Consider the following 25,077-nt stretch of genomic DNA (forward strand, 5'->3'; position numbering starts at 1 on the left):
CGGGCTCTTTGATTTCGCCGCAGAAGCGGAGATTACTTCAGCGAAGCGAGCAGCGCCTTCATCGGCTCTTCGATCGAGGGACGGATGTCCTCGCGCTTCAGCGCAAATGCGAGGTTCGCCAGGATGAAGCCATCCTTCGCGCCGCAGTCATAGGTTTCACCCTTGAACGGATAGGCGGCAAATTCCTGCGACTTCGCAAGCGTCAGCATGCCGTCCGTCAGCTGAATCTCGTTGCCCGCGCCGCGTTCCTGCGTTTCGAGGATCTTGAAGATCTCCGGCTGCAGGATGTAGCGCCCGTTGATGTAGAGGTTGGAGGGTGCCGTACCCTTCGGCGGCTTCTCCACCATCTGGGTGATCTTGAAGCCTTCGCCGATGGCGTCCCCGACGCCGACGATACCATATTTATGCGCCAGTTCCGGATCACATTCCTGCACGGCGATCACGTTGCCGCCGCTCTGGGCGTAAAGGTCGACCATGCCCTCCAGGCAGCCCTTTTCACCCGACATGATCATGTCCGGCAGCAGCACTGCAAAGGGTTCGTCGCCGACGATGTCGCGGGCGCACCACACAGCGTGGCCAAGCCCAAGCGGCACCTGCTGGCGGGTGAAGCTTGCGGTACCTGCTACCGGCAGAAGTCCTGCAAGCAGCGTCAGTTCGGCATTCTTGTTACGCTCGCGCAGCATCTGCTCGAGCTCGTACTGGATATCGAAATAGTCTTCGATGACGCCCTTGCCGCGCCCGGTCACGAACACGAAGTGCTCGATACCGGCTTCAGCCGCTTCGTCGACGACATACTGGATGACCGGCTTGTCGACCACCGTGAGCATTTCCTTCGGAACTGCCTTGGTTGCCGGCAGAAAGCGCGTGCCGAGACCCGCGACGGGGAACACTGCCTTACGGATCTTTTGTTGTTGTGCCACTCATGCCTCCTGAAAGCACGTCATTGTGCAAAATCCACCATTTCAGCGTTTATGGGCGACATTATTACCGTTTGAGAAACACTGCCGCCGGTCGGCGGGATATGGTAAAGAATTTGTTGACCCTTGATGTGTTATTACGTCGTTAAGCCGCATGCCACTCTTGCCGCAAGGCATAGACACAAGAAGATTGGACACGACTGCCGATGAAGACCCCTCGCATCAATTTCCTCCGTGGAGCCCTTCTGTCCCTGGCTTTCGGACTGACCGCGGCCATGCCGATAGATGCTCAGGCAGACGCCGGTTTCAAGGCGTGGATCGCAAATTTCTACGAGACGGCCGCCAAGGCCGGCATCTCGCGCAGCACCTATCAGCGCGCCTTTGCAGGCATTTCCGAGCCTGACCGCAACGTGCTGGAGAAGGCTGCCTACCAGCCGGAGTTCAAGTCGCGCATCTGGGATTACCTCGACAGCCGGGTGAACCCTTACACCGTGAAGATCGGTCGCGAGATGGCCGCCAAGCACGGCTCGACGCTGAACGCCCTCGAGCGTCACTTCGGCGTCGACAAGCACATCCTGCTGGCGATCTGGTCGATGGAATCCAATTATGGGGCAGCGCTCGACAATCCGGACCGCCTGCACCACGTGCCGCAGGCTCTCGCCACACTGGCCTGGGGTGACAAGAAGCGCGCCAAGTTTGCCCGCACCCAGCTGATCGCTGCATTGAAGATCCTGCAGTCGGGCGATGTCACGCCGAAGCAGCTGACCGGGTCCTGGGCAGGCGCCATGGGCCATACCCAGTTCATCCCGACGAGCTACCTGCTTTATTCCGTGGATGCGGATGGAAACGGCAAGCGTGACATCTGGCATTCGGTGCCGGATGCGCTCGCGACCGCGGCCAACCTTTTGAAGAAAAACGGCTGGCAGACCGGCAAGACCTGGGGTTACGAAGCCGTTCTTCCCGCCGGCGCTGCCAAGTATGAGGGCCAGACCAAGACGCTTGCCCAATGGGCGGCTCTCGGTTTTGCCCGTCCGAACGGCAAGGGTTTCCCGCGCGGCAGCGATCGCGCCGAGCTGAAGCTGCTGGCAGGCCCCAATGGCCCGGCATTCCTGATGCTGAAGAACTTCTTTGTCGTCAAACGCTACAATGCGGCCGACAGCTACGCGCTGGCCGTGGGGCTTCTGGCGGATGAGATCGCCGGCTACGGCGGCGTCCAGCAGCGCTGGCCCCGTCCGCAGGGCACGCTCGACATCCGCGAGAAGTTCGAGCTGCAGTCGCGCATGAAGGAACTTGGCTATTACAACGGCGAAGTGGACGGCAATTTCGGCTCCGGCTCAAAGGCTGCGATCTCCGAGATCCAGAAGCGCCTTGGCATGCAGCAAAGCGGCGAGCCTTCACAGCGGCTTCTCGAAGCTTTGCGTTGACATCGAGGCTGGATGCCCCACATCGTCGGCGGGTAATGAGACGTGCGGGAAGTCGTGGCCGTGACACAGAGGCAGCATAACAACATCTGGAGCAAGGCAGGCGCGCTCCTGCTTGTGTTCCTGCTGGCCGTGCCTCACCCGGCATCCGCGCAAGAGCGGGTGCCGCGCCGCAACGTCTTGGAAATGCTGTTTGGCGGCCCGCGTTACGAGCGGCCGCCACCGCCCCGCTGGGGCCAGAACGAACGACGCGGCTTTGAGCGGCGTTATTATCGCGACGGCTCGGTCGTTGACGTTCCGACGCGTCCGAAGAACCGTCCGCCCGTACGCCGCACGAGACCTGCTGCTCCGGCACCGGTTCCCGCCGTCGCCGCGCCGGCTGCACCTGAACCCGTTGCCAAGATCGAGAACGCTAAGCAGGTCCTGGTGATCGGCGACTTCATGGCGGGCGGCATCGGCAGTGAGCTGGAACAGACCTTCGCCGCCTCTCCCGGCGTCGCGATCGCCGAACGCAGCAACGTTTCGTCCGGCCTTGTCCGCGAGGACCATTACAACTGGCAGCAGAAGCTCCCGGAGTTCCTGGATGAAGTGAAGCCGGCCGTCGTCATCGTGATGATAGGCGCCAATGACCGGCAGCAGATGCAGATCGGCGACAACACGCGCGAAAAGTTCCGCACCGACGCCTGGTTCAAGGAATACGAAGAGCGCGTCGCGCGCCTTGCCGACGTCGTTGTCCAGCGAAAGCTGCCGCTGCTTTGGGTCGGCCTGCCGGCCTTCCAGTCACCGTCGATGACCGCCGACGCGGTGACGCTCAACGCCATCTATCGCAGCCAGGTCGAGAAGGTCGGCGGCGAGTTCGTCGATATCTGGGACGGGTTCGTCGACGAGGACGGCAAGTTCGTCATCACCGGCTCGGACGTCAACGGGCAGCAGGTACGCCTGCGCGGCTCGGACGGCATCAACTTCACCAAGGCCGGCAAGAAGAAGCTCGCCTTCTATGTGGAGAAGTTCCTGCGCCGGCACCTGGGCGACATGGCCAGCCCCGACTTGGCAAAGCTCGACAGCTCCAACCTGCCCGAACTCCTGACGCTGCCGCCCTCGCCTGAAGGCGTCGTGGTTCCGACACACCCAATCAGCCTGTCCGATCCGGAACTGGACGGCGGCAAGGACCTGCTGGGTGGTGCGCCGCTGCCGTCCGTGAATGTGGAAACGCCACGCGACAAGCTCGTCAAGCGCGGCGAGATCGCCCCGCCGCCACCCGGCCGCATCGACGACTACCGCCTCGTCAAGTAGCGCCAATCGATCCCGTCAGGCGGATCCAGGATCCTTTGCACAAACAGAAACGCCTCCCCCATCCGGCAAGATGGAGGAGGCGTTGTTTTTCCAGCAGAACTGATTAGCGCGGCAGGACCGAGCTTCCCATCAGGGCTTCATCGATTGCGCGTGCCGCCTGGCGACCTTCGCGGATGGCCCAGACCACCAGGGACTGGCCGCGACGGACGTCGCCTGCGGTCCAGAACTTGTCGACCGAGGTCTTGTAGTCGCGGTCGTTGGCAACGACGTTGGTCGAGCCGCGGCGGTCGACATTGAGCTGCAGCTTTCCGTCGAGTTCAGACAGGACGCCGTCCTTCAACGGGCCGGAGAAGCCGATGGCGATGAAGGCGAGATCAGCCTTGATGATGAACTCGGTGCCGGCAATCGGATTGCGGCGTTCATCGACTTCGCAGCAGCGCACGCCGGTCAACTGGCCGTCTTCGCCAACGAACTCCAGCGTCGCGACCTGGAATTCGCGGATAGCGCCTTCTGCCTGCGAGGACGAGGTACGCATCTTGGTGGCCCAGAATGGCCAGACGGCGAGCTTGTCTTCCTTTTCCGGTGGCTGCGGACGGATGTCGAGCTGGGTCACCTTCACCGCACCCTGGCGGAAGGCGGTGCCCACGCAGTCGGATGCGGTATCGCCACCACCAACGACCACCACATGCTTTGCGCCGGCAAGGATCGGATCGGCAGGCCATGCGACGCTGTCGATGTTTTCGCGACCGATGCGACGGTTCTGCTGCACGAGGTAAGGCATGGCGTCGTAAACGCCGTTCAGCTCGACGCCTGGAATGCCAGCCGGGCGCGGGGTTTCCGAGCCGCCGCAGTAAAGAACGGCGTCATGCTCGGCAAGCAGTTGCTCGACAGGCACGTCGACGCCGATATTGACGCCGGTGTGGAAGGTCACGCCTTCGCCCTTCATCTGCTCGACGCGCCGGTCGATGAAGTTCTTCTCCATCTTGAAGTCGGGGATGCCGTAGCGCAGCAGGCCACCGGCCTTCGACTCACGCTCGTAGACATGCACCTCGTGACCTGCGCGGCCAAGCTGCTGGGCAGCCGCCATGCCGGCCGGGCCGGAACCGATAACGGCGACCTTGCGGCCGGTCTTCACGGTTGCGGGCTGCGGGGCGATGAAGCCAAGCTCATAGGCCTTGTCGGCAATCGCCTGCTCGATCGTCTTGATCGTGACGGGCGCGTCCTCGAGGTTCAGCGTGCAGGCTTCCTCGCACGGTGCAGGGCAAACGCGGCCGGTGAATTCCGGGAAGTTATTGGTGGAATGGAGGTTGCGGATCGCCTCCTCCCACTTGTTGTTGTAGACGAGGTCGTTCCAGTCCGGGATCTGGTTGTGCACCGGACAGCCGGTCGGGCCATGGCAGTAGGGAATGCCACAATCCATGCAGCGTGCCGCCTGCTTGGTCACTTCGGCATCCGACATCGGAATGGTGAATTCGCGGAAGTGACGGATACGATCCGACGCAGGCTGGTACTTCGCCACCTGCCGGTCGATTTCCATGAAACCAGTGACCTTACCCATGTTCGTCCCTTTTCATAGAAGGGTTCCCGTAGGACCCCAGTACCAGTAGGCGAACCCCAAGGTCGCCCCCAGCACGAAAAACTCAAATGCAGCGCCAGCGCCTGCCAGGAATGCGACCGCCGGAACAGCGATCGCGATGCCCACCGATATGAGCCGGTGGACGAGAGCCATCCGCGTTACTCTGCCGCGACGCCCATCCGCATGCGTTCCATCTCGACCAGCGCACGACGATATTCGACCGGCATGACCTTGCGGAACTTCGGCCGGAACTCGCCCCAACGATCAAGGATATCCTTGGCGCGGGTGGAGCCGGTGTAGTGCATGTGGTTGGAGATCAGCTGGTACAGGCGCTCCTCGTCGTGGCGCGTCATGTCCTCGGAAACGTCGACGCGTCCCTTGTGCATGATGTCGCCGCCGCGGTGATGCAGCTTTTCCAGCATGTCGTCTTCTTCCGGAACCGGCTCGAGCTCGACCATGGCCATGTTGCAGCGCTTGGCGAAATCGCCCTGCTCGTCGAGCACGTAGGCGACACCGCCCGACATGCCCGCCGCGAAGTTGCGGCCCGTGCCGCCCAGCACCACGACAATGCCGCCGGTCATGTATTCGCAGCCGTGGTCACCCACGCCTTCGACAACCGCAATGGCGCCGGAGTTGCGAACCGCAAAACGCTCGCCCGCCACACCGCGGAAATAGCACTCGCCGGTGATTGCGCCGTAAAGCACTGTGTTGCCGACGATGATCGACTGCTCGGCGACGATCTTCGAATTTTCCGGCGGCCGGACGATGATGCGTCCGCCCGAAAGGCCCTTGCCGACATAGTCGTTGCCATCGCCGACGAGATCGAAGGTGATGCCGCGTGCCAGGAAGGCACCAAAGCTTTGCCCGGCCGTGCCGCGCAGGGTGACATGGATCGTGTCGTCCTTCAGGCCCTTGTGGCCCCAGCGCTTGGCAAGCGCACCGGAGAGCATCGCACCGGCAGAACGGTCGACGTTCTTGATCGGCACCTCGATGACAACCGGCTCCTTGCTTTCGAGCGAAGCTTGCGCCTTCTCGATCAGCTTGCGGTCGAGAATGTCATCGATCGGATGTTTCTGGCGTTCGGTCCAGTAGGTCGCTTCCTTTGGCGCTTCCACCTTGTGGAAGATCCGGGAGAAGTCGAGGCCCTTGGACTTCCAGTGGGCCAGCATCTCGTCCTTCTCGAGCAGTTCCGACATGCCGATGATGTCGTCGAACTTGGTGAAGCCGAGCGACGCCAGAATCTCGCGCACTTCTTCGGCAACAAAGAAGAAGTAGTTGATGACATGCTCCGGCGTGCCCTTGAAGCGCTTGCGCAGAACCGGGTCCTGCGTCGCGACGCCAACCGGGCAGGTGTTGAGGTGGCACTTGCGCATCATGATGCAGCCTGCCGCAATCACCGGTGCGGTCGCAAAACCGAACTCGTCTGCACCAAGCAGCGCGCCGATGATGACGTCGCGGCCGGTCTTCAGACCACCGTCGACCTGCAGCGCGATGCGCGAACGAAGGCCGTTCAGCACCAGCGTCTGCTGGGTTTCGGCAAGGCCGATTTCCCATGGGGAACCGGCATGCTTCAGCGAGGTGAGCGGCGAGGCGCCGGTACCGCCGTCGAAACCTGCAATGGTGATGTGGTCGGCACGTGCCTTGGCGACACCGGCGGCAACCGTGCCGACGCCGACTTCGGACACCAGCTTGACCGAGATATCCGAGGTCGGGTTGACGTTCTTCAGGTCGTAGATCAGCTGCGCCAGGTCTTCGATCGAATAGATGTCGTGGTGCGGCGGCGGCGAAATCAGGCCGACGCCCGGCGTCGAGTGGCGGGTCTTGGCAACCGTCGCATCCACCTTGTGGCCGGGCAACTGGCCGCCCTCGCCGGGCTTGGCACCCTGCGCCACCTTGATCTGCAGCATGTCGGCATTGACCAGGTATTCGGTCGTGACGCCGAAGCGGCCGGACGCGATCTGCTTGATCGCTGAACGCTCGGGGTTCCTCGAACCATCCGGCAGCGGCAGGTAACGGTCGCTTTCCTCGCCGCCCTCACCGGTGTTCGACTTGCCGCCGATCCGGTTCATGGCGATCGCAAGCGTCGTATGCGCCTCGCGCGAAATGGAGCCGAAGGACATGGCGCCCGTGGAGAAGCGCTTGACGATATCCACCGCCGGCTCGACCTCTTCGAGCGGCACCGGCTTGCGGCCGAGCGTTTCCGCCGACTTGATCTTGAACAGGCCGCGAATGGTGTTCATCCGCACCGAGGTCTCATTCACCATCTGGGCGAACTCACGGTAGCGATCTTGGCTGTTGCCGCGCACGGCATGCTGCAGGGTCGCCACGACGTCCGGCGTCCAGGCGTGGCTTTCACCGCGCATGCGGTAGGCATATTCGCCGCCGATATCGAGCGTCGACGCAAGAACCGGGTCCTTGCCGAAGGCCGCCTGGTGGCGCGCAACGGTTTCTTCCGCGATTTCCTTCAGGCCGATGCCTTCGATCGAGGTGGCTGTGCCGAAGAAATACTTGGCGACCAGCTCAGACGACAGGCCGACGGCGTCGAAGATCTGACCGCCGCAATAGGACTGGTAGGTCGAGATGCCCATCTTGGACATGACCTTGAGGATGCCCTTGCCGACCGCCTTGATGTAGCGGGTGACGATTTCCTGCGCGTCCACCTCCTTCGGGAACTCGCCGCGCATATGCATGTCGGTGAGCGTGTCGAAGGCGAGGTAGGGGTTGATGGCCTCGGCGCCGAAGCCGGCGAGACAGCAGAAGTGATGGATTTCGCGCGGTTCGCCCGATTCGACGACCAGGCCGACCGAGGTGCGCAGGCCCTTGCGGATCAGGTGATGGTGCACGGCAGCCGTTGCGAGCAGCGCCGGGATTGCGATGCGGTCTGGACCAATCTGGCGGTCGGAGAGCACGATGATGTTGTAACCGCCCTTGACCGCCGCCTCGGCACGTTCGCACAGGCGATCGAGCATCTCCGGCATGCCTTCGGCGCCGCGCTCGATGTCATAGGTGAAGTCGAGCGTCTTGGTGTCGAAGCGGTCTTCCGTGTGGCCGATCGAGCGGATCTTTTCCAGGTCGCCGTTGGTGAGGATCGGCTGGCGCACTTCCAGGCGCTTGGCATTCGCCATGCCTTCGTGGTCGAGGATGTTCGGGCGCGGACCGATGAACGACACGAGGCTCATGACGAGCTCCTCGCGGATCGGGTCGATCGGCGGGTTCGTGACCTGCGCGAAGTTCTGCTTGAAATATGTGTAGAGCAGCTTGGACTTCTTGGACATGGCCGAGATCGGCGTGTCGGTGCCCATGGAACCCACCGCTTCCTGCCCCGTGGTCGCCATCGGCGACATCAGGATCTTGGTGTCTTCCGAGGTGTAGCCGAAGGCCTGCTGACGATCGAGCAGCGACACGTCGCGACGCAGCGCGCGCGGCTCTACCGGCTTCAGCTCTTCGAGGATCAGCTGGGTGCGATCGAGCCACTTCTCGTAAGGGTGCTTGGTGGCAAGCTCGGTCTTCAGCTCGTCATCGGAGACGATCTGGCCCTTCTCCATGTCGATGAGCAGCATCTTGCCCGGCTGCAGGCGCCACTTCTTGACGATGCTTTCTTCCGGCACCGGCAGCGTGCCGGATTCGGATGCCAGGATCACCCGGTCGTCATCGGTGACGAGGTAACGTGCCGGACGCAGGCCGTTGCGGTCGAGCGTTGCGCCGATCTGCTTGCCGTCGGTGAAGCAGACGGCGGCCGGGCCATCCCACGGCTCCATGAGAGCGGCATGGTATTCGTAGAATGCCTTGCGCTCCTTCGGCATCGACTGGTTGCCGGCCCAGGCTTCCGGGATCAGCATCATCATCGCATGGGCGAGCGAATAACCGCCGCGGGTCAGGAACTCGAGCGCGTTGTCGAAGCAGGCCGTGTCCGACTGGCCTTCGTAGGAGATCGGCCACAGCTTGGATATGTCGTCGCCGAACAGCGGTGACGAAACCGACGCCTGGCGCGCCGCCATCCAGTTGACGTTGGAGCGCAGCGTGTTGATTTCGCCGTTATGGGCGACCATGCGGTAGGGGTGCGCCAGCTTCCAGGACGGGAAGGTGTTGGTCGAGAAACGCTGGTGAACGAGCGCCACGGCCGTCTCGAAGCGCGGGTCCGACAGGTCCTTGTAGTAGGCGCCGACCTGGTAGGCCAGGAACATGCCCTTGTAGACGATCGTCGAGGACGACAGCGAAACCGGGTAGAAGCCGGTTTCCTGGCCGCCGAACTGGTCGTAGATGCGGTTGGAAATCACCTTGCGGACGAGGAAGAGCTTGCGCTCGAAATCGGGGTTGGTCGCGGCATCGCGCCCGGCGCCGATGAAGACCTGCAGGTGATAAGGCTCGGTCGCAGCGATTTCCGGCGCCTTGGAGAGCGACGAGTTGTCCACCGGAACTTCACGGAAGCCGAGGAACTGCTGCCCCTCCTCCGCGATCGTCTCTATGATCACCTTCTTGAAATGCTCGATCTGCTCAGCGTCACGCGGCAGGAAGAAGTGACCGACAGCGTATTCGCCAGCCTTCGGCAGGGTGACGCCCTGCTTTGCCATCTCCTCGCGGAAGAAACGGTCGGGGATCTGCACCAGGATGCCGGCGCCGTCGCCCATCAGCGGATCAGCGCCAACCGCGCCGCGATGGGTGAGGTTTTCCAGGATGAACAGGCCGTCCTTGACGATCTGATGCGACTTTTTGCCCTTCATGTGGGCAATGAAGCCGACGCCGCAGGCATCGTGTTCGTTGCGCGGATCGTAAAGGCCCTGCGCCGCCGGGATGCCGGAGGCCACGAAACGCTCCGCAGACGTCGAAGCCATGCTTTTGCCTGTGGTGGCCTCGGCGCCTGCGCCGGTCACGTCGGAGAGCATCTTCGTCATCGTCATTCCTCCTGTTGGCCGCCTATGGCGGGCAAAGTGGCTTCAAAACATCTCGATAGAATGACATCGTCACGTTGGTCCGCCGCAGGAAGCGCCGCTGTTCGATCGAGCTTTAGGGTCGTCGCAACAGGGGTGGCAATGTGCTTCAACAGCCGCGGTTATGGCTTGCCAGTCCCTGAATTAGGACAGTATATCTGACCTAATTCTTCATTTTCTATGGCACAGATGCCTAGACTCCACAAGGGGCAACGCACATTTTTCCGGGCAATCGACGCAATGTGATTACGGGCGACACACCGGCGGCGTAATTTTGTTGCTCGCCTTGCGCACCGGCGCTTCTATCGTTTCGACAGATTAGGATCGCTTTCCGATGGTGCAGCTTTGGCATTGCGAACATCGGTAAAAATCGTAAGCTCGCTTCCCGCAATCATCCTCCCCCCGCAAGGCCTCAATATGTTCTTCGCTTCCGATAACTGGGCAGGCGCCCATCCTGCCATCAATGACCGTCTGTCACGTGAGTCCACCCGGTTTGCCGCGGCTTACGGCAACAGCGAACTCGACAAGACCGTCGAAGCCCGCTTCAACGAAATCTTCGAACGCGAGGTATCCGTTTTCTTCGTGTCCACGGGTACCGCCGCGAATTCGCTGTCGCTCGCCAGCATGGCCCGCACCGGCGGCGTCGTCTTTGCCCATTCCGAGGCGCATGTGATCGAAGATGAATGCGGCGCGCCGGATTTCTTCTCCGGCATGCGCATGGTGCCAGTGGAAGGCGCAGGCGGCAAGATCGACCCGGAAAAACTAAGCAGCCGCATTGCCGGTTACCCGCAGGACTCGCTGCATCACGGCCGCGCCGCCGCCCTCACCCTCACCCAGGCCACCGAGACCGGCACGGTCTACAGCCTTGACGAGATCGACGCCCTGACCGCCATCGCCCGCAAGAACGGCCTACCGGTGCACATGGACGGCGCCCGCTTTGCCAACGCGCTCGTGGCGCTCGGCTGCTCGCCCGCCGAGATGACATGGAAGCGCGGCGTCGACGTGCTCTCCTTCGGCGGCACCAAGAACGGCTGCTGGTGTGCAGAAGCCATCGTCTTCTTCAACCGGGACCTTGCCCGCGACTTTGCCTTCATCCGCAAGCGTTCCGCACAGCTGTTTTCCAAGACACGCTTCATCTCGGCCCAGTTCGAAGCTTATCTCGAAGGTGATCGCTGGCTTGATCTCGCACGGCACGCCAACACCATGGCCGACCGCCTGCGCGCTGGCATCCGCACCCAGAACAGCTCGCGGCTTGCGTGGGAAACGACGTCGAACGAAGTCTTTGCGGTTTTGAGCAAGGCGGCTGCCACATCGGCCGAAAACAAGGGCGCCAGGTTCTACGGCTGGCCGGTTCCGTTGAACCAGCCGGACCTCGTCGGCAGCGACGAAACACTCGTCCGCCTCGTCACCTCATTTGCGACGACGGAAGAAGACATCGACCAGTTCCTGGCGATCTGCAAGGCAGGCTGAGAGACGCTCGAGCCACCTGCCGACTGACGCACCGGAACCCGGCCTAGCGCGCCGGGTCCTTATCCTGCGGTTTGGCCGCTGCGGCATGCACGGCAGTCAGCACGGCCGAAGGCATGACATTGGCTGCCGCGACAATCAGCTTGTTGAGGATGCCGGGAACCACCTCCCGGTCACCTTCCATCATGGCGTCGAAGCCAGCCTTGGCCACCTCAGCGGGATCCGGCTTGTGCACCTGGCCGACCACGGTATCGACCATGTCCGCCTTCTCATAGATTGGCGTATCGGTTGCGCCTGGGATGAGGCAGGTGACGCTGACGCCCGCACCCGCCAGTTCGCCACGCAGTGCCATGGCGAAGGAATAAAGGAAGGCCTTGCTGGCGCTATAGACCGCGTGGAACGGCCCGGGGATCATGCTGACGATTGACCCGGTGATCATGATGCGCCCGTCACCGCGCTCGCGCATGTCCCGCCCGAGGATATGCAGAAGCGCGACCGTGCCGCGGATATTGGTATCGATGATGGCGAGCGCATCGCCAAGCTCCTGGTCCAGGAAGGCGTGGCCGCGGTCAATCCCGGCATTGGCGATCAGCACATCCACCGGCTGGCCCTTGTCCTGCACGAAACGCACGAAGTCCTGCACGCCGGCGATCTCCGAAAGGTCGACCTGCATGGCATCGACTAGCACCCCGGAGCGGCGCAAGTCACTCGCCACCTTGTCGATGTCCGGCTCATTGGCTGCGATGATGAGGTCGAAGCCCCGCGCGGCGGCAATCCGCGCCAGTTCCAGCCCGATCCCGGAAGACGCCCCTGTGATGACGGCCAGTTTACCTGAAGACATGGAATAGCTCCTCTTGCCATGGCGGGTCTTAAGCCTGCCTTGGGGCACGTCCCTTAGAAGATGTGTTTGTTCACCTGGTTGGTGATCAGCGGAATGGCTGCCGTGGTGGCGGTCGGCAGCCGCAGCATCTGGATGATCTTTCCGATCGCGAAAGTGATGCCGACGGTGGCGGCAATCTTGATCCACGGATGTGGATCTTCGGGCGGCGCGGCGGGAGCGGCATGGTCAAGTGTTTCGAGCCGTGCGGACAACCGGGCAACCTCGGCCCGCAAGTTCTTGACCTCTTGGAGAAGGGCAGTCTCGGCTTGCGCCTGATTCAGATCCGCATTGCTCACGGGAAGCTCCCTGTTGTTTCGCCGCAGCCAGAACGCAAGGGCAAAGAAAAAGATGCGTGGGGACAAATGTTTCCCCGGCATCTGTCGGAAATGTGGCCGCAACCCACCGGATCTGTTGCTGCACTGCGGCGGAATTGTTTGCATTCTGCTTCGCTTTGGCCGAAAGGGGAGCCACTGAATAAGGAATCCGTCATGAGCCGTTTTATGCCGGACCGCTTTACGGTCCTCCTCGTCCTTGCCGTCATCCTCGCATCGATCCTGCCGATCCAGGGCGTTTATGCGGAGTGGTTCGAGCTCGCGACCGACATCGCCATCGGTCTTCTGTTCTTCCTGCATGGTGCCCGCCTGTCGCGTGACACTGTGGTTGCCGGTGCGCTTCACTGGCGCCTGCACCTCACCATCCTGCTCACCACGTTTGCGATCTTCCCGATCCTCGGCCTGATGATCGGCTTCCTGCCCGAAGACATCCTGGCCGCACCGCTCTACACCGGCTTCCTGTTCCTCTGCGTCGTTCCCTCGACCGTCCAGTCGTCGATTGCGTTCACCTCGATGGCAGGCGGCAACGTACCGGCCGCCATCGTCGCGGCTTCCGGCTCCAACATCCTCGGCATGTTCCTGACGCCGCTGCTCGTCGGCGTGCTTCTGTCCACCACCGGCTCCTCGGGCTTCTCCTGGGATGCGCTGGAAAGCATCCTGCTGCAGCTCCTGCTGCCCTTCATCGTCGGCCAGATCCTGCAGCCATGGATCGGTGACTGGATCCGCTCCAAGAAGAAGCTGCTCGCCCCGGTCGATCGCGGCTCGATCCTGATGGTGGTCTACCTCGCCTTCTCCGAAGCCGTCATCGAAGGCCTGTGGCACACCTTCTCGTTCACCGACATCGCGGTCGTCATCATCGTTGATATCCTGCTGCTGATCGTCGTGCTCTGCATCACCATGTTCGGCAGTCGCCTGCTCGGCTTCAACAAGGAAGACGAGATCACCATCCTGTTCTGCGGCTCGAAGAAGTCGCTCGCGAGCGGCGTGCCGATGGCAAACGCCATCTTCGCCAACCAGTCGTCTGCCGTTGGTGCCATCGTCCTGCCGCTGATGATCTTCCACCAGATCCAGCTGATGGCCTGCGCGGTGATTGCCCAGAAATACGCAAACCGCCTGAAGACGACGGACGCGCCCGCCCCGTCGGCGGCCGCCTGAGCACATACAAAAAACGCTCCTTCCCGGAGGAAGGAGCGTTCTTGCATGCGAGCCTTTGACTGGAGGTCTTGAAGGCTTAGTTGATCTGCTGCGGAGCCACCTGGGCTTCGATCGTCTTGGCTGCGACCGGTTCGGAAGCAATCGAGATACGACGCGGCTTCATGGCTTCCGGAATGTTCCGGACGAGGTCGATATGGAGCAGGCCGTTCTTCAACGAAGCCGACTGGACTTCAACATGATCGGCCAGCTGGAAGCGGCGCTCGAAGGCACGCTTGGCAATGCCGCGATACAGGAATTCGCTCTGTTCAGCGTTTTCTTCTTCGCTCTTCTCACCCTTGACCGTCAGTGCATGAGCCTGTGACTCGATCGAAAGTTCGCTTTCATCGAAGCCGGCAACGGCCATGGTGATGCGGTAGGTGTTATCGCCCGTCCGCTCGATATTGTAGGGCGGGTAGCTGGGGGTCTGTTCAGCCGGGCCGCGGGAATCAAGCAGGTTGAAAAGGCGGTCGAAACCAACCGTGGAGCGATAGAGCGGGGTAAAATCGACGTGACGCATGGTGTCCTCTCTTTGAAGCGACGTTGCGATGATCTTGGGCCTTCAGCATCCCGTTCTGGCGATGCCGTAGCCGCTGCGCGGACCCTTTTCGGCGCCCGCAGGGTGAAGATGGGAATTCGATTTCGCGGCTTCAAGACCCCTTTTTCGCGAGAAGCGCGACGCCATGAATGTCAGGTGAACACCCCGTTTCGCAAGGGTTCAGGCGCATGAGGCTAGACCAGCAGATCTGGAAGGCAGACTGCCTCTAACGACTGGAGCCCATTCGTCCCTTCGCTTCAGTCATGCTTGCCGGAACTTGCGCGGGCTCCCGTACCGCCGGTTCCGGCTTCTTTTTCCCGCACATCCCCTTGAACCGTTTCGCTCCAGGCCAACCTCTTGGGCCACAGAAACGCAAAACCCGCTTGACCTTCACAGCCGCTTGCTGTCGCTTGACACACATGAATACCACGCCCGCTGTATCGCCTGACATTCTCCACCTCACCGACGGCAACCCTGCCCCGGAGAACTACACCTGCGGTTATTTCACCGGCCATCGCGGCGCGAGATTACGCTACGGGCTGTTTCGCTCATCCGTCGTGCCGGCGGCGGGCACCGTCGTCATCATACAGGGGCGCAACGAGTTCATCGAGAAGTACTTTGAAACGATCCGCGAGCTCAACGCCAAGGGGCTCTGGGTCGCGACCTTCGACCTGCGCGGCCAGGGTGGCTCAGACCGGCTGACAAAGAACCCCAGGAAGGGGCACGTCCGGCGCTTCTCCGATTACGAGAAGGATCTTGAGCTCTTCCTCGAGCACATCGTGCTGCCGGATGCCCGACTGCCGTTCTTCCTGGTCGGCCACTCAACCGGCGCACTCGTCGCCCTGTCGGCTGCGCCGCGGCTGTCGAACCGCATCCACCGCATGGCGCTTGCCGCGCCCTATACCGCGCTCTCCGGCCAGGGAGTTCCCGAAGGGCTGATCCGCGCGCTCTCCACCGCCGCCTCCTGGACGGGGCTTGGCAGCCTGGCGATGGGCAAGGACCAGAACCACCGGCCCTTCGAGGGCAATCCGATCACGTCGGATCTGGGTCGTTTCCGTCGCAACCTCGAGATCATCAACGCCCACCCGGAGCTGACGGTCGGGGCGCCCACGGCCCGCTGGCTGCACGAGACGTTCAAGGCGATGAAGCGCGTCAACAATCAGGCGCATCTGACCCAGATCACCATCCCGACGCTGATCCTCGCACCGGTGCTTGACCCGATCGTGCCCTATCGGGCGCAGGAGGAGCTGTCGCGAAATTTCCGCGCCGGACAGCTGGTGACAATCAACGGCGCACGCCACGAGCTTTTCCAGGAACGCGACATCTACCGGGCGCAAGCCATGGCCGCCATCGACGCCTTCATGCCCGGCCAGGACGGCGGTTTCGGCCTCTCCGAGACCGCAGCCTGAGTTTCATCGGCCGGCGAGCAGTGCCAGCGCCTGTTCGTGCACCGCCTTGCTGCCGGCAGCGATGATGTTGCCGCCATTTTCCGGCCGACCGCCGTCCCAGGTGGTGATGATGCCGCCCGCCTGCTCGATGATCGGGATCAGCGCGCCAACGTCATAGGGCTTGAGGCTGTTTTCGACGACGAGGTCGATCTGGCCGGAAGCGAGCAGCACATAGGCATAACAATCGCAGCCGTAACGGAACAGTTGGACCCGCTCCTCCACCGCACGATAGCGCTCAAGATCGGTCCCGGTGAAGATATGCGGAGAGGTGGTGAAGAGCGTCGCATTGCCAAGCTCGCCGCAGTCGCGCACCGAGATCACCCGCTCGCCATCTGGTCCGCAATAATGCGTCTGCGTCCCGTCGGCAAAATAACGTTCGCCGATAAACGGCTGGTCCATCAGGCCCATGGCAGCGCGACCATTGGTCTGGAAGCCGATCAGCGTACCCCAGACGGGAAGCCCGGAGATGAAGGAGCGCGTGCCATCGATCGGGTCGATCACCCAGACATGCTCGCGATCAAGCCCCACATTCTCATGCTCTTCGCCAAGAACCCCATGCTCCGGGAAATGCTCGGTAATGAGGGCGCGAATCGCCTTCTCCGCCGCCTGATCGCCTTCCGTTACCGGATCAAAGCCGCCCGCCATCTTGTTGACCACCGAAAGCCCGGTGCGAAAGCGCGGCAGGGTCTCTGCCTTCGCCGCATCAGCCAGCCTGTAGAAGAAGTCACGATCCGGAAGCATGAAGAAAAATCCTTGTGGCGGGATCTCATCTCTAGCGTCTTGGGCGACGTCTGAAAACCCAGTCGGGACAAGCGCTTCACCGGCAAATGGCAGCATCCGGAAGAGCAAATTTAGCGTGCCCGAAAGTTAGGCATGAGAAATTCATGCTTGACGTTTGTGCATCGCAAACCTAGTCTCCCAAGCACAGTCTTTGACTGTGAATACCCTCCTTGGGTGTTTCCTCCCTAGACTTAGCCGCGCGGAAGCGCGGTTTTTTTTGCCTGCAGGGTGGGGAATCGCTCGGCGAGTTTATTCGGCGGCGAGTGCGCCGCTCTGGCCGGAAAAATCGGCAACGAACTCGGCCATCTGGCGCATGAAGACGGCAAGCGCCTCGGCGATCGCGGTGAATTCCGGCCGCTTCTCGAGCGTTACCTCATCCACGTAAAGCGAACGGTTGATCTCGATCTGCAGCGCATGCAGTCCGCGCACCGGGCGCCCGTAATGTTCGGTGATGAAGCCGCCGGCATAGGGCTTGTTGCGCACGGCGGCGAAACCAAGCCCATCAAGGATCTGCATTGCCGCCCGCGACAGCTCGGCCGAAGCACTCGTGCCGTAGCGATCGCCGATGATGAAGTCCGGCCGCGACTCAGGGCCGGAGACGCGGATATTGCCCGGCATCGAATGGCAGTCGATCAGCACCGCAAGCCCGAACCGGGCATGGGTGCGGGCGATCAGTTTCCTCAGGCACGCATGGTAAGGTTTGTAGATTGCATCGATACGGGACAGGCCTTCCGCCACCGGCAAGCGCCTGCGGTAGATCTCCATGTTCTCCGCCACGATGCGCGGAATGGTGCCAAGCCCGCCGGCAACCCGCATCGAGCCGATGTTGACGAAGGGCGGCAAGGGCCCGTCGAACATGCGCGGATCGAGCTCGTAGGGCTCGCGGTTCACATCGAGATACGCCCTGGGAAAGTGGGCCATGAGCAGCGGCGCACCGAGTTCGGTCGCTTCGGCAAACAGCTCGTCGACATAGTGGTCGGCGGAGCGGCGAATGGCGAGCGAATCGAGATTGCTTTCGGCCAGGAAAGCGGGGGGATAAACGCGGCCGCTATGCGGGGAGTTGAAAACGAAGGGGATGGTCTGGGTGGCGGGCTCCCTTACTTCAAAATGTTCAAAATCACCCGCGCTGCAATCCATCCTGCCTTTACCATGTCGCGAACTTGTTCGGAGATCCATGTTGCCAGTTGCCCGGCGGGAAGTCCATACTATCTATACCCTACCAGATCCTCTCCCGGCCGCATTAAACGGATCTTTACCGTGCCTTGGCAGTGTGAGAGTTACGAAAAACATTAAAAAAGTTGCATTGGATGACGGTCCCGGAGATGATTCAGAAAATCCTTCTCGCCGAAGACGATAATGATATGCGCCGATTCCTCGTGAAGGCGCTGGAAAAGGCGGGCTACAAGGTGGCTTCCTTCGACAACGGCGCGAGCGCCTATGACCGGCTGCGCGAAGAGCCGTTTTCGCTGCTCCTGACCGACATCGTCATGCCTGAAATGGACGGCATCGAACTCGCACGCCGCGCCACCGAACTCGATCCGGACCTCAAGGTCATGTTCATCACCGGCTTTGCGGCTGTCGCGCTGAACTCTGATTCCAAGGCTCCGAAGGACGCCAAGGTTCTCTCCAAACCGTTCCACCTGCGCGATCTCGTGGACGAAGTGAACAAGCTCCTGGCGGCCTGAGGGCCGCCTTTGCCCTGATCTGCAAGGCTTTGAAAAAAGGTTCGCATTTCATGGCAAAAACCAGTTGACGGCCCGGCCAGTCTATGGTCTATGCGCCGCCATCGGATGGGCGTGTAGCTCAGCGGGAGAGCACTACGTTGACATCGTAGGGGTCACAAGTTCGATCCTTGTCACGCCCACCATCCAATTCGCTGAACAGCAGAGGCTTCCGGGAAATCGGGAGCCTTTTTGACATTTATACCCTGTCATCTCCCCCAGACCTGCCGCCCTCTTGACGGCGTCCCGGTAAGAAATGTCATTCTGCGCGGCCTGCTCATCGGCAGGCTAGCAATCGAAATGGCAGGAGGCGGGGAAATTGATGAACAAGAACGAAGACGCGCGTGCGCAATGGGTCGGCAAGCAGCTGCGCGCACTCCAAGCGGGAAGCTCGATCCTCGACGTCGGCGCTGGGGAATGCCAGTACAAGCCCTTCTGCGACCATCTCCGTTACGTCGCCCAGGATGTTGCTGTTTACGACGGCAAAGGCGACCAGTCGGGCCTGCAGACCGGCAACTGGGATTTCAGCCAGATCGACATCCGTTGTGACCTCCTGGACATCCCGGAAGACGTATCCTACGACGCCGTCCTCTGCACCGAGGTGCTCGAGCACGTTCCCGATCCCGTGGCGGCCCTGGAAAAGCTTGTGCGGCTGACGGCCGATGGCGGGACGCTGATCATCACCGCACCGTTCTGGTCGATGACGCATTTTGCGCCCTACCACTACGCAACCGGTTTTTCGCGCTTCTTTTACCGGCATCACCTGGAGCGCCTCGGCTGCGAAATCGTGCTGCTGGAGGCCAATGGCGGCTATTTCGATTTCCTGGAGCAGGAACTCGGTCGCACCGCCCACACCTACCGCAAATACACCAAGACAAAGCTGTCGTTCGTCAAACGCGAGATCCTCAAGCTCGCCACCAAGATCGCCCGCGCGGCAGCCGCCGATGACGGCGAGGCTTTAAACCGGCGCTCCTCCGAACTCATGACGCTCGGCTGGCACGTCGTCGCGAGGAAACTTCCTGCACGTTGATGGATTGAGGAGGAAAAGGAGCTCGATCATGAAGACACTGCCTCTCGTCGCAATTCTTCTCGCTGCGTCGCCCGCCACTGCACAACAGTACCGCAACTACGAAATCGCACCGAATGGCAGTGGCGGCTATACCGGCACTTACGGAAACCAAAACTTCGACATTGATACACAGTATGGTGGCGTCTCCGGCCAAATCGGCGGAAGACGTCCCGGCGTGATACAGGAACGGCCATCGCGGAAGGCGCGCAGCATCGGCGCAACCCAGCGCAACTGCGTCGTCGATAGCAACGGTAATGCACTATGCCGTTAAGCAACGCGCGCTGATTGCGCTAATTGACTCGCCTCAGATCCTGCTTATTCTTGCTCGTTGGGAGGAGTATCGGACAGGCGGGTGGCGAAATGCATGTTGTGCTGCAATCGAAGCTCCTGGATGCCGCGGAATACGACATGGCATCGTCGCGATTGAAGATCTTCATGTCCAATGGGCAGATCCGCGAGTTCTGCGATGTGCCCGACTATGTCATCGATGACCTGAGAACTACTTCATCCCCCGGCAGCTATTACATGAAGCTGATACGCAACCGGTATCGCGACGCCAGCTTGGGTTAGGCTTCGACAACATCTACGCGAAAGCCCCAGCCCGTGCAGGCTGAGGCCTCCCTCGTCGTAACCTCGCCGTGTTTTCAGAAAACCGCGCTGCCGACAGCGAATGCGAAGACCACCAGGATCACGAAGACAACGAGGAAGAGGAAGAACAGGATTTTGGCGATGCCGGCCGTGGCCTGCGAAATGCCCGAGAAGCCGAGAAAGCCGGAAATCAGCGAGATGACCAGGAAAATCAGTGCCCATTTCAGCATGGAAAATACCCCCGATGAATGATGGGCAGATAACGTGAACGAACCCGCGAGGTTCCAAACCACGGAGCGACCCGCTCTGTTCCCGACATCTGCACGAACTGCCCCTGCCTAATTCGGGCTTGATGTCCGTACGCTTCACGCAACCCGATGGCCGAACCCGCCACCGAACAACGGGCGTCTTGGCGGCGAATCAGCTATTGCTGCCGAACACATCGGGAACAGGCCTGCGGGAACGAATGTCGATCGCCTATCTGGAAAAGCTCAATGATGCACAGCGCCGGGCCGTGGAGCACGGTTCAGACGTGCCAAATGGCGGTGCGGCCGGTCCGCTGCTGGTGATTGCCGGTGCCGGCTCCGGCAAGACGAACACGCTGGCGCACCGGGTGGCACACCTCATCGTCTCTGGCGCTGATCCGCGCCGCATCCTGCTGATGACCTTTTCCCGTCGCGCGGCGTCCGAAATGGCGCGCCGTGTCGAGCGCATCTGCAAGCAGGTGCTGGGCGCCAATGCCGGCGTGATGACCGATGCGCTTGCCTGGGCCGGCACCTTCCACGGCATCGGGGCACGTATCCTGCGGCTTTACGCCCAGCAGATCGGCCTTGATCCCGACTTCACCATCCACGACCGGGAAGATTCCGCCGATCTGATGAACCTCGTGCGCCACGAGCTCGGTTTCTCGAAGATGGAAAGCCGGTTTCCGACCAAGGGCACCTGCCTTGCCATCTATTCCCGCGCCGTCAATTCCGAGACGCCGCTGGACGAGGTGCTGAAAGGGCAGTTTCCCTGGTGCCTCAACTGGGAAAAGCAGCTGCGGGAACTGTTTGGCGCTTATGTCGAAGCCAAGCAGGCCCAGAACGTCCTCGATTACGACGACCTGCTGCTCTACTGGGCGCAGATGATGGCCGAACCGGCCATTGCTGAGGATGTCGGCACTCGTTTCGACCATGTCCTGGTCGATGAATACCAGGACACGAACCGCCTGCAGTCGTCCATCCTCATGGCGATGAAGCCGGGCGGCCGCGGGCTCACCGTCGTCGGCGATGATGCCCAGTCGATCTATTCCTTTCGCGCCGCGACGATCCGCAACATCCTCGATTTCCCGGCAAGTTTCGATCCGCCGGCGCAGATCGTCACGCTCGATCGCAACTACCGCTCCACCACGACCATCCTGGCGGCCGCCAACGGTGTCATCGATCTGGCCCGCGAGCGCTTCACCAAAAACCTCTGGACCGACAGGGAAGCCGAGGAGCGACCGCGCCTCGTTACCGTGAAGGATGAGGCGGAACAGGCCAACTACATCGTTGAAAAGGTGCTGGAAAACCGCGAGGCGGGCATGACGCTGAAGAACCAGGCGGTCCTGTTTCGCGCCTCCCACCATTCCGGCCCGCTGGAAGTGGAGCTCACGCGCCGCAATATCCCGTTCGTCAAGTTCGGCGGCCTGAAGTTCCTCGATAGCGCGCATGTGAAGGACATGCTGGCGGCGCTGAGATTTGCGCAGAACCCGCGCGATCGCGTTTCAGGTTTCCGGCTGATGCAGCTCATCCCGGGCGTCGGTCCACAGACGGCGGGCAAGATCCTCGATGCCATCTCCGCCGATCCGGAGCCGCTCGCAGCGCTCGAAGAAATCCCGGCGCCGCCGCGCTCCGGCGCCGATTGGCCGGCCTTCGTCGAGATGCTTAGCGCGGTGCGCCGAAAGGAAGGCTGGCCGTCCGAGATCGGCCTTGCCCGCCAGTGGTACGAGCCGCACCTGGAACGCATCCACGAGGATGCCGAAACCCGCAAGGCCGACCTGTTGCAGCTCGAGCAGATCGCAGCCGGTTATGCGTCGCGAGAACGTTTCCTCACCGAGCTGACGCTCGATCCGCCGGACGCGACGAGCGCGGAAGCCGGGGTGCCACTGCTGGACGAGGATTACCTGATCCTCTCCACCATCCATTCCGCCAAGGGCCAGGAATGGCGGTCGGTCTTCCTGCTCAACTGCGTCGATGGCTGCATTCCATCCGACCTCGGCACCGGCTCCACGGCCGAGCTGGAGGAAGAACGCCGCCTGCTTTATGTCGCGATGACGCGGGCGAAGGACCACCTGCATCTCATCACGCCGCAGCGGTTTTTCGTGCACGGTCAGCAGTCACAGGGCGACCGGCATGTTTATGCCTCGCGCTCCCGCTTCATCCCGGCCACCTTGCTGCAGTTTTTTGAAACCACCGCATGGCCGGTCGTGGCGCCCATGTCGGATGCCGAACGCCAGCATCGCCAGCAGGTGCGCATCGATGTAACGGCGAGGATGCGCGGCATGTGGCGCTGACGGGATCGTCCCGCGAGGCGATTTCTGTTATGGAAGCTCAGAGGTTGATGGAAAAGCGGCAACCTTCAAGGGAGCTTGAGCATGGACAAGCCAAAACTCCTGTCCGGTGGCAATCCGCAGATCCCGAAGGGCGACGGAGACGCGCCGGTCCAAGCCTATATCGCCGCCATGCCCGGCTGGAAGCAGCGGGTTGGACGCGCGATAGACGGGCTCGTCGAAAAGACGGTTGCGGATGTTCGCAAGGCGGTGAAGTGGAACACGCCCTTCTATGGCATTGAGGGCAACGGCTGGTTCCTCGCCTTCCACTGCTTCGACCGCTACGTGAAGCTCACCTTCTTCCGGGGCACATCATTGGTGCCGCAGCCGCCGGAAAGCTCGAAGCAGAAGGAGGTCCGTTATTTCCACATCCACGAAGATGATGTGATCGACGAAACGCAGCTTGCGGACTGGATCCGCCAGGCAGCCGCCCTGCCCGGCGAAAAGCTCTGACGGCGCACCTCCCGCAGAACCGTTCACCGCTCCGTTTCTTCCGGTGCATCCTCCTTTACAGGCTCGCCGGGCTGCAGCGGCGCCAGGTGCAGGAGCTTCGGCGACATCGCGTCGCTGAAGGCTTGCGAATGACCGATATAGATGATCGTTGAACCTTCGAGCGTTGCCAGCGCCTCCACCAGCCGCGCCTGTACCTGCGGTTCGAGCCCCTCCAGCACGTCGTCGATCACCAGCCATTGCGGCTTGCGCAGCAGCACATTGGCCACCTGCAGCGCTGCCTCCTCCTCCTTGTCAAGGAGGCGGTCCCAGCGCTCCACCGCGTCGAGCCGGTCTGCGTAACGCTCCAGACCCACGACCTCTAGAGCTGTCCTTTGTGCCTCGTCGCTGATACCGGTGGCGCCGGCGGGATAGGTCATTGCCTCCCGCAGGCTGGCGAAGGGGAGATACCCTTCCTGCGGCATCAGGATCATCGTCTCGCCTTGCGGCAAGGTGATCTCGCCCCGCCCCCACGGCCAGGTCCCGGCAAGCGCCGCGAAGAACAGGTGTCGGTCGGCACCCGGATCGCCACTCATCATCACCCGCTCCCCGGCAGAGATCGTGCATGCCTCGTCGCCCATGCGGATGCCGTGTCCCGCCTCGCCCTTGTCCGGCTCAGCATAGACCGCGACGCCGCGAAGGGTGATCCCCTCCTCCGACGACCCCATCCGGTGGCTGATCACCTCGCCTTCCGCGGCCGGCGTATCCATCGCGAGCAGCGCGTTGCGAAAGAAGGAAACGCGCGCCAGCGTCGCCCGCCAATCCGCGATGACGCTGAAGTTGATGACATACCAGCGCAGCGCCTGGTTGACCTGATTGAAGGCACCCACCGCCATCATCAAGCCACCAAAGGAAAGCTCGCCGGAGAAATACATCGGTGAGGCGATGATGATCGGCGCCACGACTGAGAGCCAGCCGAAGCCGGCGGAGACCCATGTCAGGTTGGCGAGTGCTACTGCCAGCCGCTGCAGCATGTGCAGCACGCCATCGATTGCATAGTGGACGCGGTTGAGTTCGCTCGCTTCGCCGCGTGCCAGCGTGATCGGCAGGAGGTTCTCGTTTGTCCGCACCAGTGTGGCGCGAAGGTCTGCCTCGCGGGCATAGCGGTCGGCATTGAGCCGCGGCAACTGACGGCCGACAAAACTGCTCAAGAGCGAGCCGGCGAGCGCATAAAGGATGGTCGCCCACACCATATAGCCCGGAATGGTGATGACGCGCCCGTCGATGCGGAAGCCGAAGTCCGACGATATCGCCCAGAGCACGCCGATGAAGCTTGCGAGCAGGATGGTGGAATTAACGAGACCGATCGCCAGCGACGTCGTGTTCTCCGCCAGGATGCGCGTATCCTCATGCAGCCTCTGGTCGGGATTGTTGGCGATGGCGCCGGCACCGCCGAGTTTCAGCGCCCGGCCGGGTTTCAGCCACACTTCCGCAAGGTCACGCGCGAGGCCTTCGCGCATGCGCAGCGCCGTGGTTTGGTTCAGCCACTGCTGGATGACGTTGAGCAGCGTCAGCGACACGCCGAGGACGCCGAACACCATCAACTGGTTCAGGAATTCGGGCATGTCGCGCCGCTCCAGCGCGTCATAGAAGGGCCCGTTCCATTCATTCAGCTTGTAGGTCGCATACGTGGTGGCGAAGATGACGGCGAGCAACGCCACCGTCAGCACCAGCACCTTGTTGCGCACCTCGGCGCTCCAGAAGGCGCCGACCATCATCCGCAACTGACTGCCGAACGGAAGCTCGTAAGATTGCGGAGCCGCTTCCTGAGCATGGGTCATCGGTCTTTATTCCCTGCCGCCTTGTCGTATTCTCCGAGCTTTATCATGCCGCTGCAGGCTTTGCAGGAGGCAGTGCCAGCAACAGC

The 25,077-nt window shown here is 61.8% G+C and carries 20 protein-coding genes, 1 tRNA gene and 1 pseudogene; 12 read left to right on the plus strand and 10 right to left on the minus strand.

The genetic code is table 11. The features are described 5' to 3' along the window. Positions 1–32: 32 nt before the first annotated feature. A complete protein-coding gene (galU, locus tag CYG48_RS11000; protein ID WP_118850420.1) occupies positions 33–920 on the minus strand; it encodes a UTP--glucose-1-phosphate uridylyltransferase GalU in 888 nt (295 codons plus the stop codon). 272 nt (positions 921–1,192) lie between these two features. Between galU and CYG48_RS11005 the strand changes: the two genes are divergently transcribed. Both CYG48_RS11005 and CYG48_RS11010 read left to right on the plus strand, forming a co-directional pair. Then, on the plus strand, positions 1,193–2,341 hold the full coding sequence (locus tag CYG48_RS11005) for a lytic murein transglycosylase (protein ID WP_245450475.1): 1,149 nt from the start codon (positions 1,193–1,195) through the stop codon (positions 2,339–2,341). 60 nt (positions 2,342–2,401) lie between these two features. After that, complete coding sequence (locus CYG48_RS11010; RefSeq protein WP_445304302.1) at positions 2,402–3,631, plus strand: SGNH/GDSL hydrolase family protein; 1,230 nt, start codon at positions 2,402–2,404, stop codon at positions 3,629–3,631. Positions 3,632–3,734: 103 nt separating this feature from the next. Here CYG48_RS11010 and CYG48_RS11015 read toward each other — a convergent pair whose 3' ends face one another. Continuing rightward, positions 3,735–5,189: a glutamate synthase subunit beta gene (locus tag CYG48_RS11015; protein ID WP_118850422.1), complete on the minus strand. Its 1,455-nt coding sequence runs from the start codon at positions 5,187–5,189 to the stop codon at positions 3,735–3,737. A 176-nt stretch (positions 5,190–5,365) separates the two neighbouring features. Then, a pseudogene (gene gltB / locus CYG48_RS11020) lies at positions 5,366–10,009 on the minus strand (glutamate synthase large subunit); the annotation flags it as partial. A gap of 543 nt (positions 10,010–10,552) precedes the next feature. Between gltB and CYG48_RS11025 the strand changes: the two are divergent. Beyond that, positions 10,553–11,605 carry a threonine aldolase family protein gene (locus tag CYG48_RS11025; RefSeq protein WP_118850424.1) on the plus strand — a complete coding sequence of 351 codons (1,053 nt, stop codon included), beginning with the start codon at positions 10,553–10,555 and terminating at the stop codon, positions 11,603–11,605. Between the two features lie 43 nt (positions 11,606–11,648). Here the strand turns inward: CYG48_RS11025 and CYG48_RS11030 are convergent, their stop codons facing one another. Together CYG48_RS11030 and CYG48_RS11035 are read right to left on the minus strand one after the other, a co-directional pair. Next, entirely contained in the window at positions 11,649–12,443 is a 795-nt protein-coding gene (locus CYG48_RS11030) for an SDR family NAD(P)-dependent oxidoreductase (RefSeq protein ID WP_118850425.1), read from the minus strand. A gap of 53 nt (positions 12,444–12,496) precedes the next feature. Then, positions 12,497–12,922 carry a hypothetical protein gene (locus CYG48_RS11035; RefSeq protein WP_150132715.1) on the minus strand — a complete coding sequence of 142 codons (426 nt, stop codon included), beginning with the start codon at positions 12,920–12,922 and terminating at the stop codon, positions 12,497–12,499. A gap of 48 nt (positions 12,923–12,970) precedes the next feature. Here CYG48_RS11035 and CYG48_RS11040 point away from each other — a divergent pair, with 48 nt between their 5' ends. Further along, positions 12,971–13,969, plus strand: a complete 999-nt coding sequence (locus CYG48_RS11040) for a bile acid:sodium symporter family protein (protein ID WP_118850427.1) — start codon at positions 12,971–12,973, stop codon at positions 13,967–13,969. Between the two features lie 76 nt (positions 13,970–14,045). Here CYG48_RS11040 and CYG48_RS11045 read toward each other — a convergent pair whose 3' ends face one another. After that, positions 14,046–14,525 (minus strand): Hsp20 family protein, encoded by a 480-nt coding sequence (locus CYG48_RS11045; RefSeq protein WP_118850428.1) that lies wholly within the window; start codon positions 14,523–14,525, stop codon positions 14,046–14,048. A gap of 437 nt (positions 14,526–14,962) precedes the next feature. Between CYG48_RS11045 and CYG48_RS11050 the strand changes: the two genes are divergently transcribed. Continuing rightward, complete coding sequence (locus CYG48_RS11050) at positions 14,963–15,952, plus strand: alpha/beta fold hydrolase (protein ID WP_118851613.1); 990 nt, start codon at positions 14,963–14,965, stop codon at positions 15,950–15,952. Positions 15,953–15,955: 3 nt separating this feature from the next. On the opposite strand, the gene hisN is transcribed toward CYG48_RS11050, so the two are convergent. Further along, entirely contained in the window at positions 15,956–16,732 is a 777-nt protein-coding gene (hisN, locus tag CYG48_RS11055; protein ID WP_118850429.1) for a histidinol-phosphatase, read from the minus strand. Positions 16,733–17,020: 288 nt separating this feature from the next. After that, positions 17,021–17,908 (minus strand): N-formylglutamate amidohydrolase, encoded by an 888-nt coding sequence (locus CYG48_RS11060; protein WP_118850430.1) that lies wholly within the window; start codon positions 17,906–17,908, stop codon positions 17,021–17,023. Between the two features lie 185 nt (positions 17,909–18,093). On the opposite strand from CYG48_RS11060, the gene cpdR1 reads away from it, so the two are divergent. The 5 genes from cpdR1 (at position 18,094) to CYG48_RS11085 (ending at position 20,131) form a co-directional block, all read left to right on the plus strand. Then, positions 18,094–18,456, plus strand: a complete 363-nt coding sequence (gene cpdR1 / locus CYG48_RS11065) for a response regulator CpdR1 (RefSeq protein WP_037077221.1) — start codon at positions 18,094–18,096, stop codon at positions 18,454–18,456. 107 nt (positions 18,457–18,563) lie between these two features. Then, positions 18,564–18,638, plus strand: a tRNA-Val gene (locus tag CYG48_RS11070). A 176-nt stretch (positions 18,639–18,814) separates the two neighbouring features. Beyond that, positions 18,815–19,522: a class I SAM-dependent methyltransferase gene (locus tag CYG48_RS11075; protein ID WP_118850431.1), complete on the plus strand. Its 708-nt coding sequence runs from the start codon at positions 18,815–18,817 to the stop codon at positions 19,520–19,522. Between the two features lie 28 nt (positions 19,523–19,550). Further along, on the plus strand, positions 19,551–19,832 hold the full coding sequence (locus CYG48_RS11080) for a hypothetical protein (protein WP_118850432.1): 282 nt from the start codon (positions 19,551–19,553) through the stop codon (positions 19,830–19,832). Positions 19,833–19,921: 89 nt separating this feature from the next. Next, positions 19,922–20,131 (plus strand): KTSC domain-containing protein, encoded by a 210-nt coding sequence (locus CYG48_RS11085; protein WP_118850433.1) that lies wholly within the window; start codon positions 19,922–19,924, stop codon positions 20,129–20,131. 74 nt (positions 20,132–20,205) lie between these two features. Here the strand turns inward: CYG48_RS11085 and CYG48_RS11090 are convergent, their stop codons facing one another. After that, positions 20,206–20,379 carry a DUF1328 domain-containing protein gene (locus CYG48_RS11090; RefSeq protein ID WP_118850434.1) on the minus strand — a complete coding sequence of 58 codons (174 nt, stop codon included), beginning with the start codon at positions 20,377–20,379 and terminating at the stop codon, positions 20,206–20,208. 236 nt (positions 20,380–20,615) lie between these two features. On the opposite strand from CYG48_RS11090, the gene CYG48_RS11095 reads away from it, so the two are divergent. Beyond that, positions 20,616–22,685, plus strand: coding sequence for an ATP-dependent helicase (locus tag CYG48_RS11095; RefSeq protein WP_118850435.1), 2,070 nt, complete (start codon positions 20,616–20,618; stop codon positions 22,683–22,685). Between the two features lie 81 nt (positions 22,686–22,766). Further along, positions 22,767–23,174 (plus strand): DUF1801 domain-containing protein, encoded by a 408-nt coding sequence (locus tag CYG48_RS11100; protein ID WP_118850436.1) that lies wholly within the window; start codon positions 22,767–22,769, stop codon positions 23,172–23,174. Positions 23,175–23,197: 23 nt separating this feature from the next. Here CYG48_RS11100 and CYG48_RS11105 read toward each other — a convergent pair whose 3' ends face one another. Beyond that, positions 23,198–24,991 (minus strand): ABC transporter ATP-binding protein/permease, encoded by a 1,794-nt coding sequence (locus CYG48_RS11105; protein ID WP_118850437.1) that lies wholly within the window; start codon positions 24,989–24,991, stop codon positions 23,198–23,200. Positions 24,992–25,077 lie beyond the last annotated feature (86 nt).

Origin of the sequence: Neorhizobium sp. SOG26, assembly GCF_003491345.1 — a bacterium.
In the GTDB taxonomy this organism is placed as follows: domain Bacteria; phylum Pseudomonadota; class Alphaproteobacteria; order Rhizobiales; family Rhizobiaceae; genus Neorhizobium; species Neorhizobium turbinariae.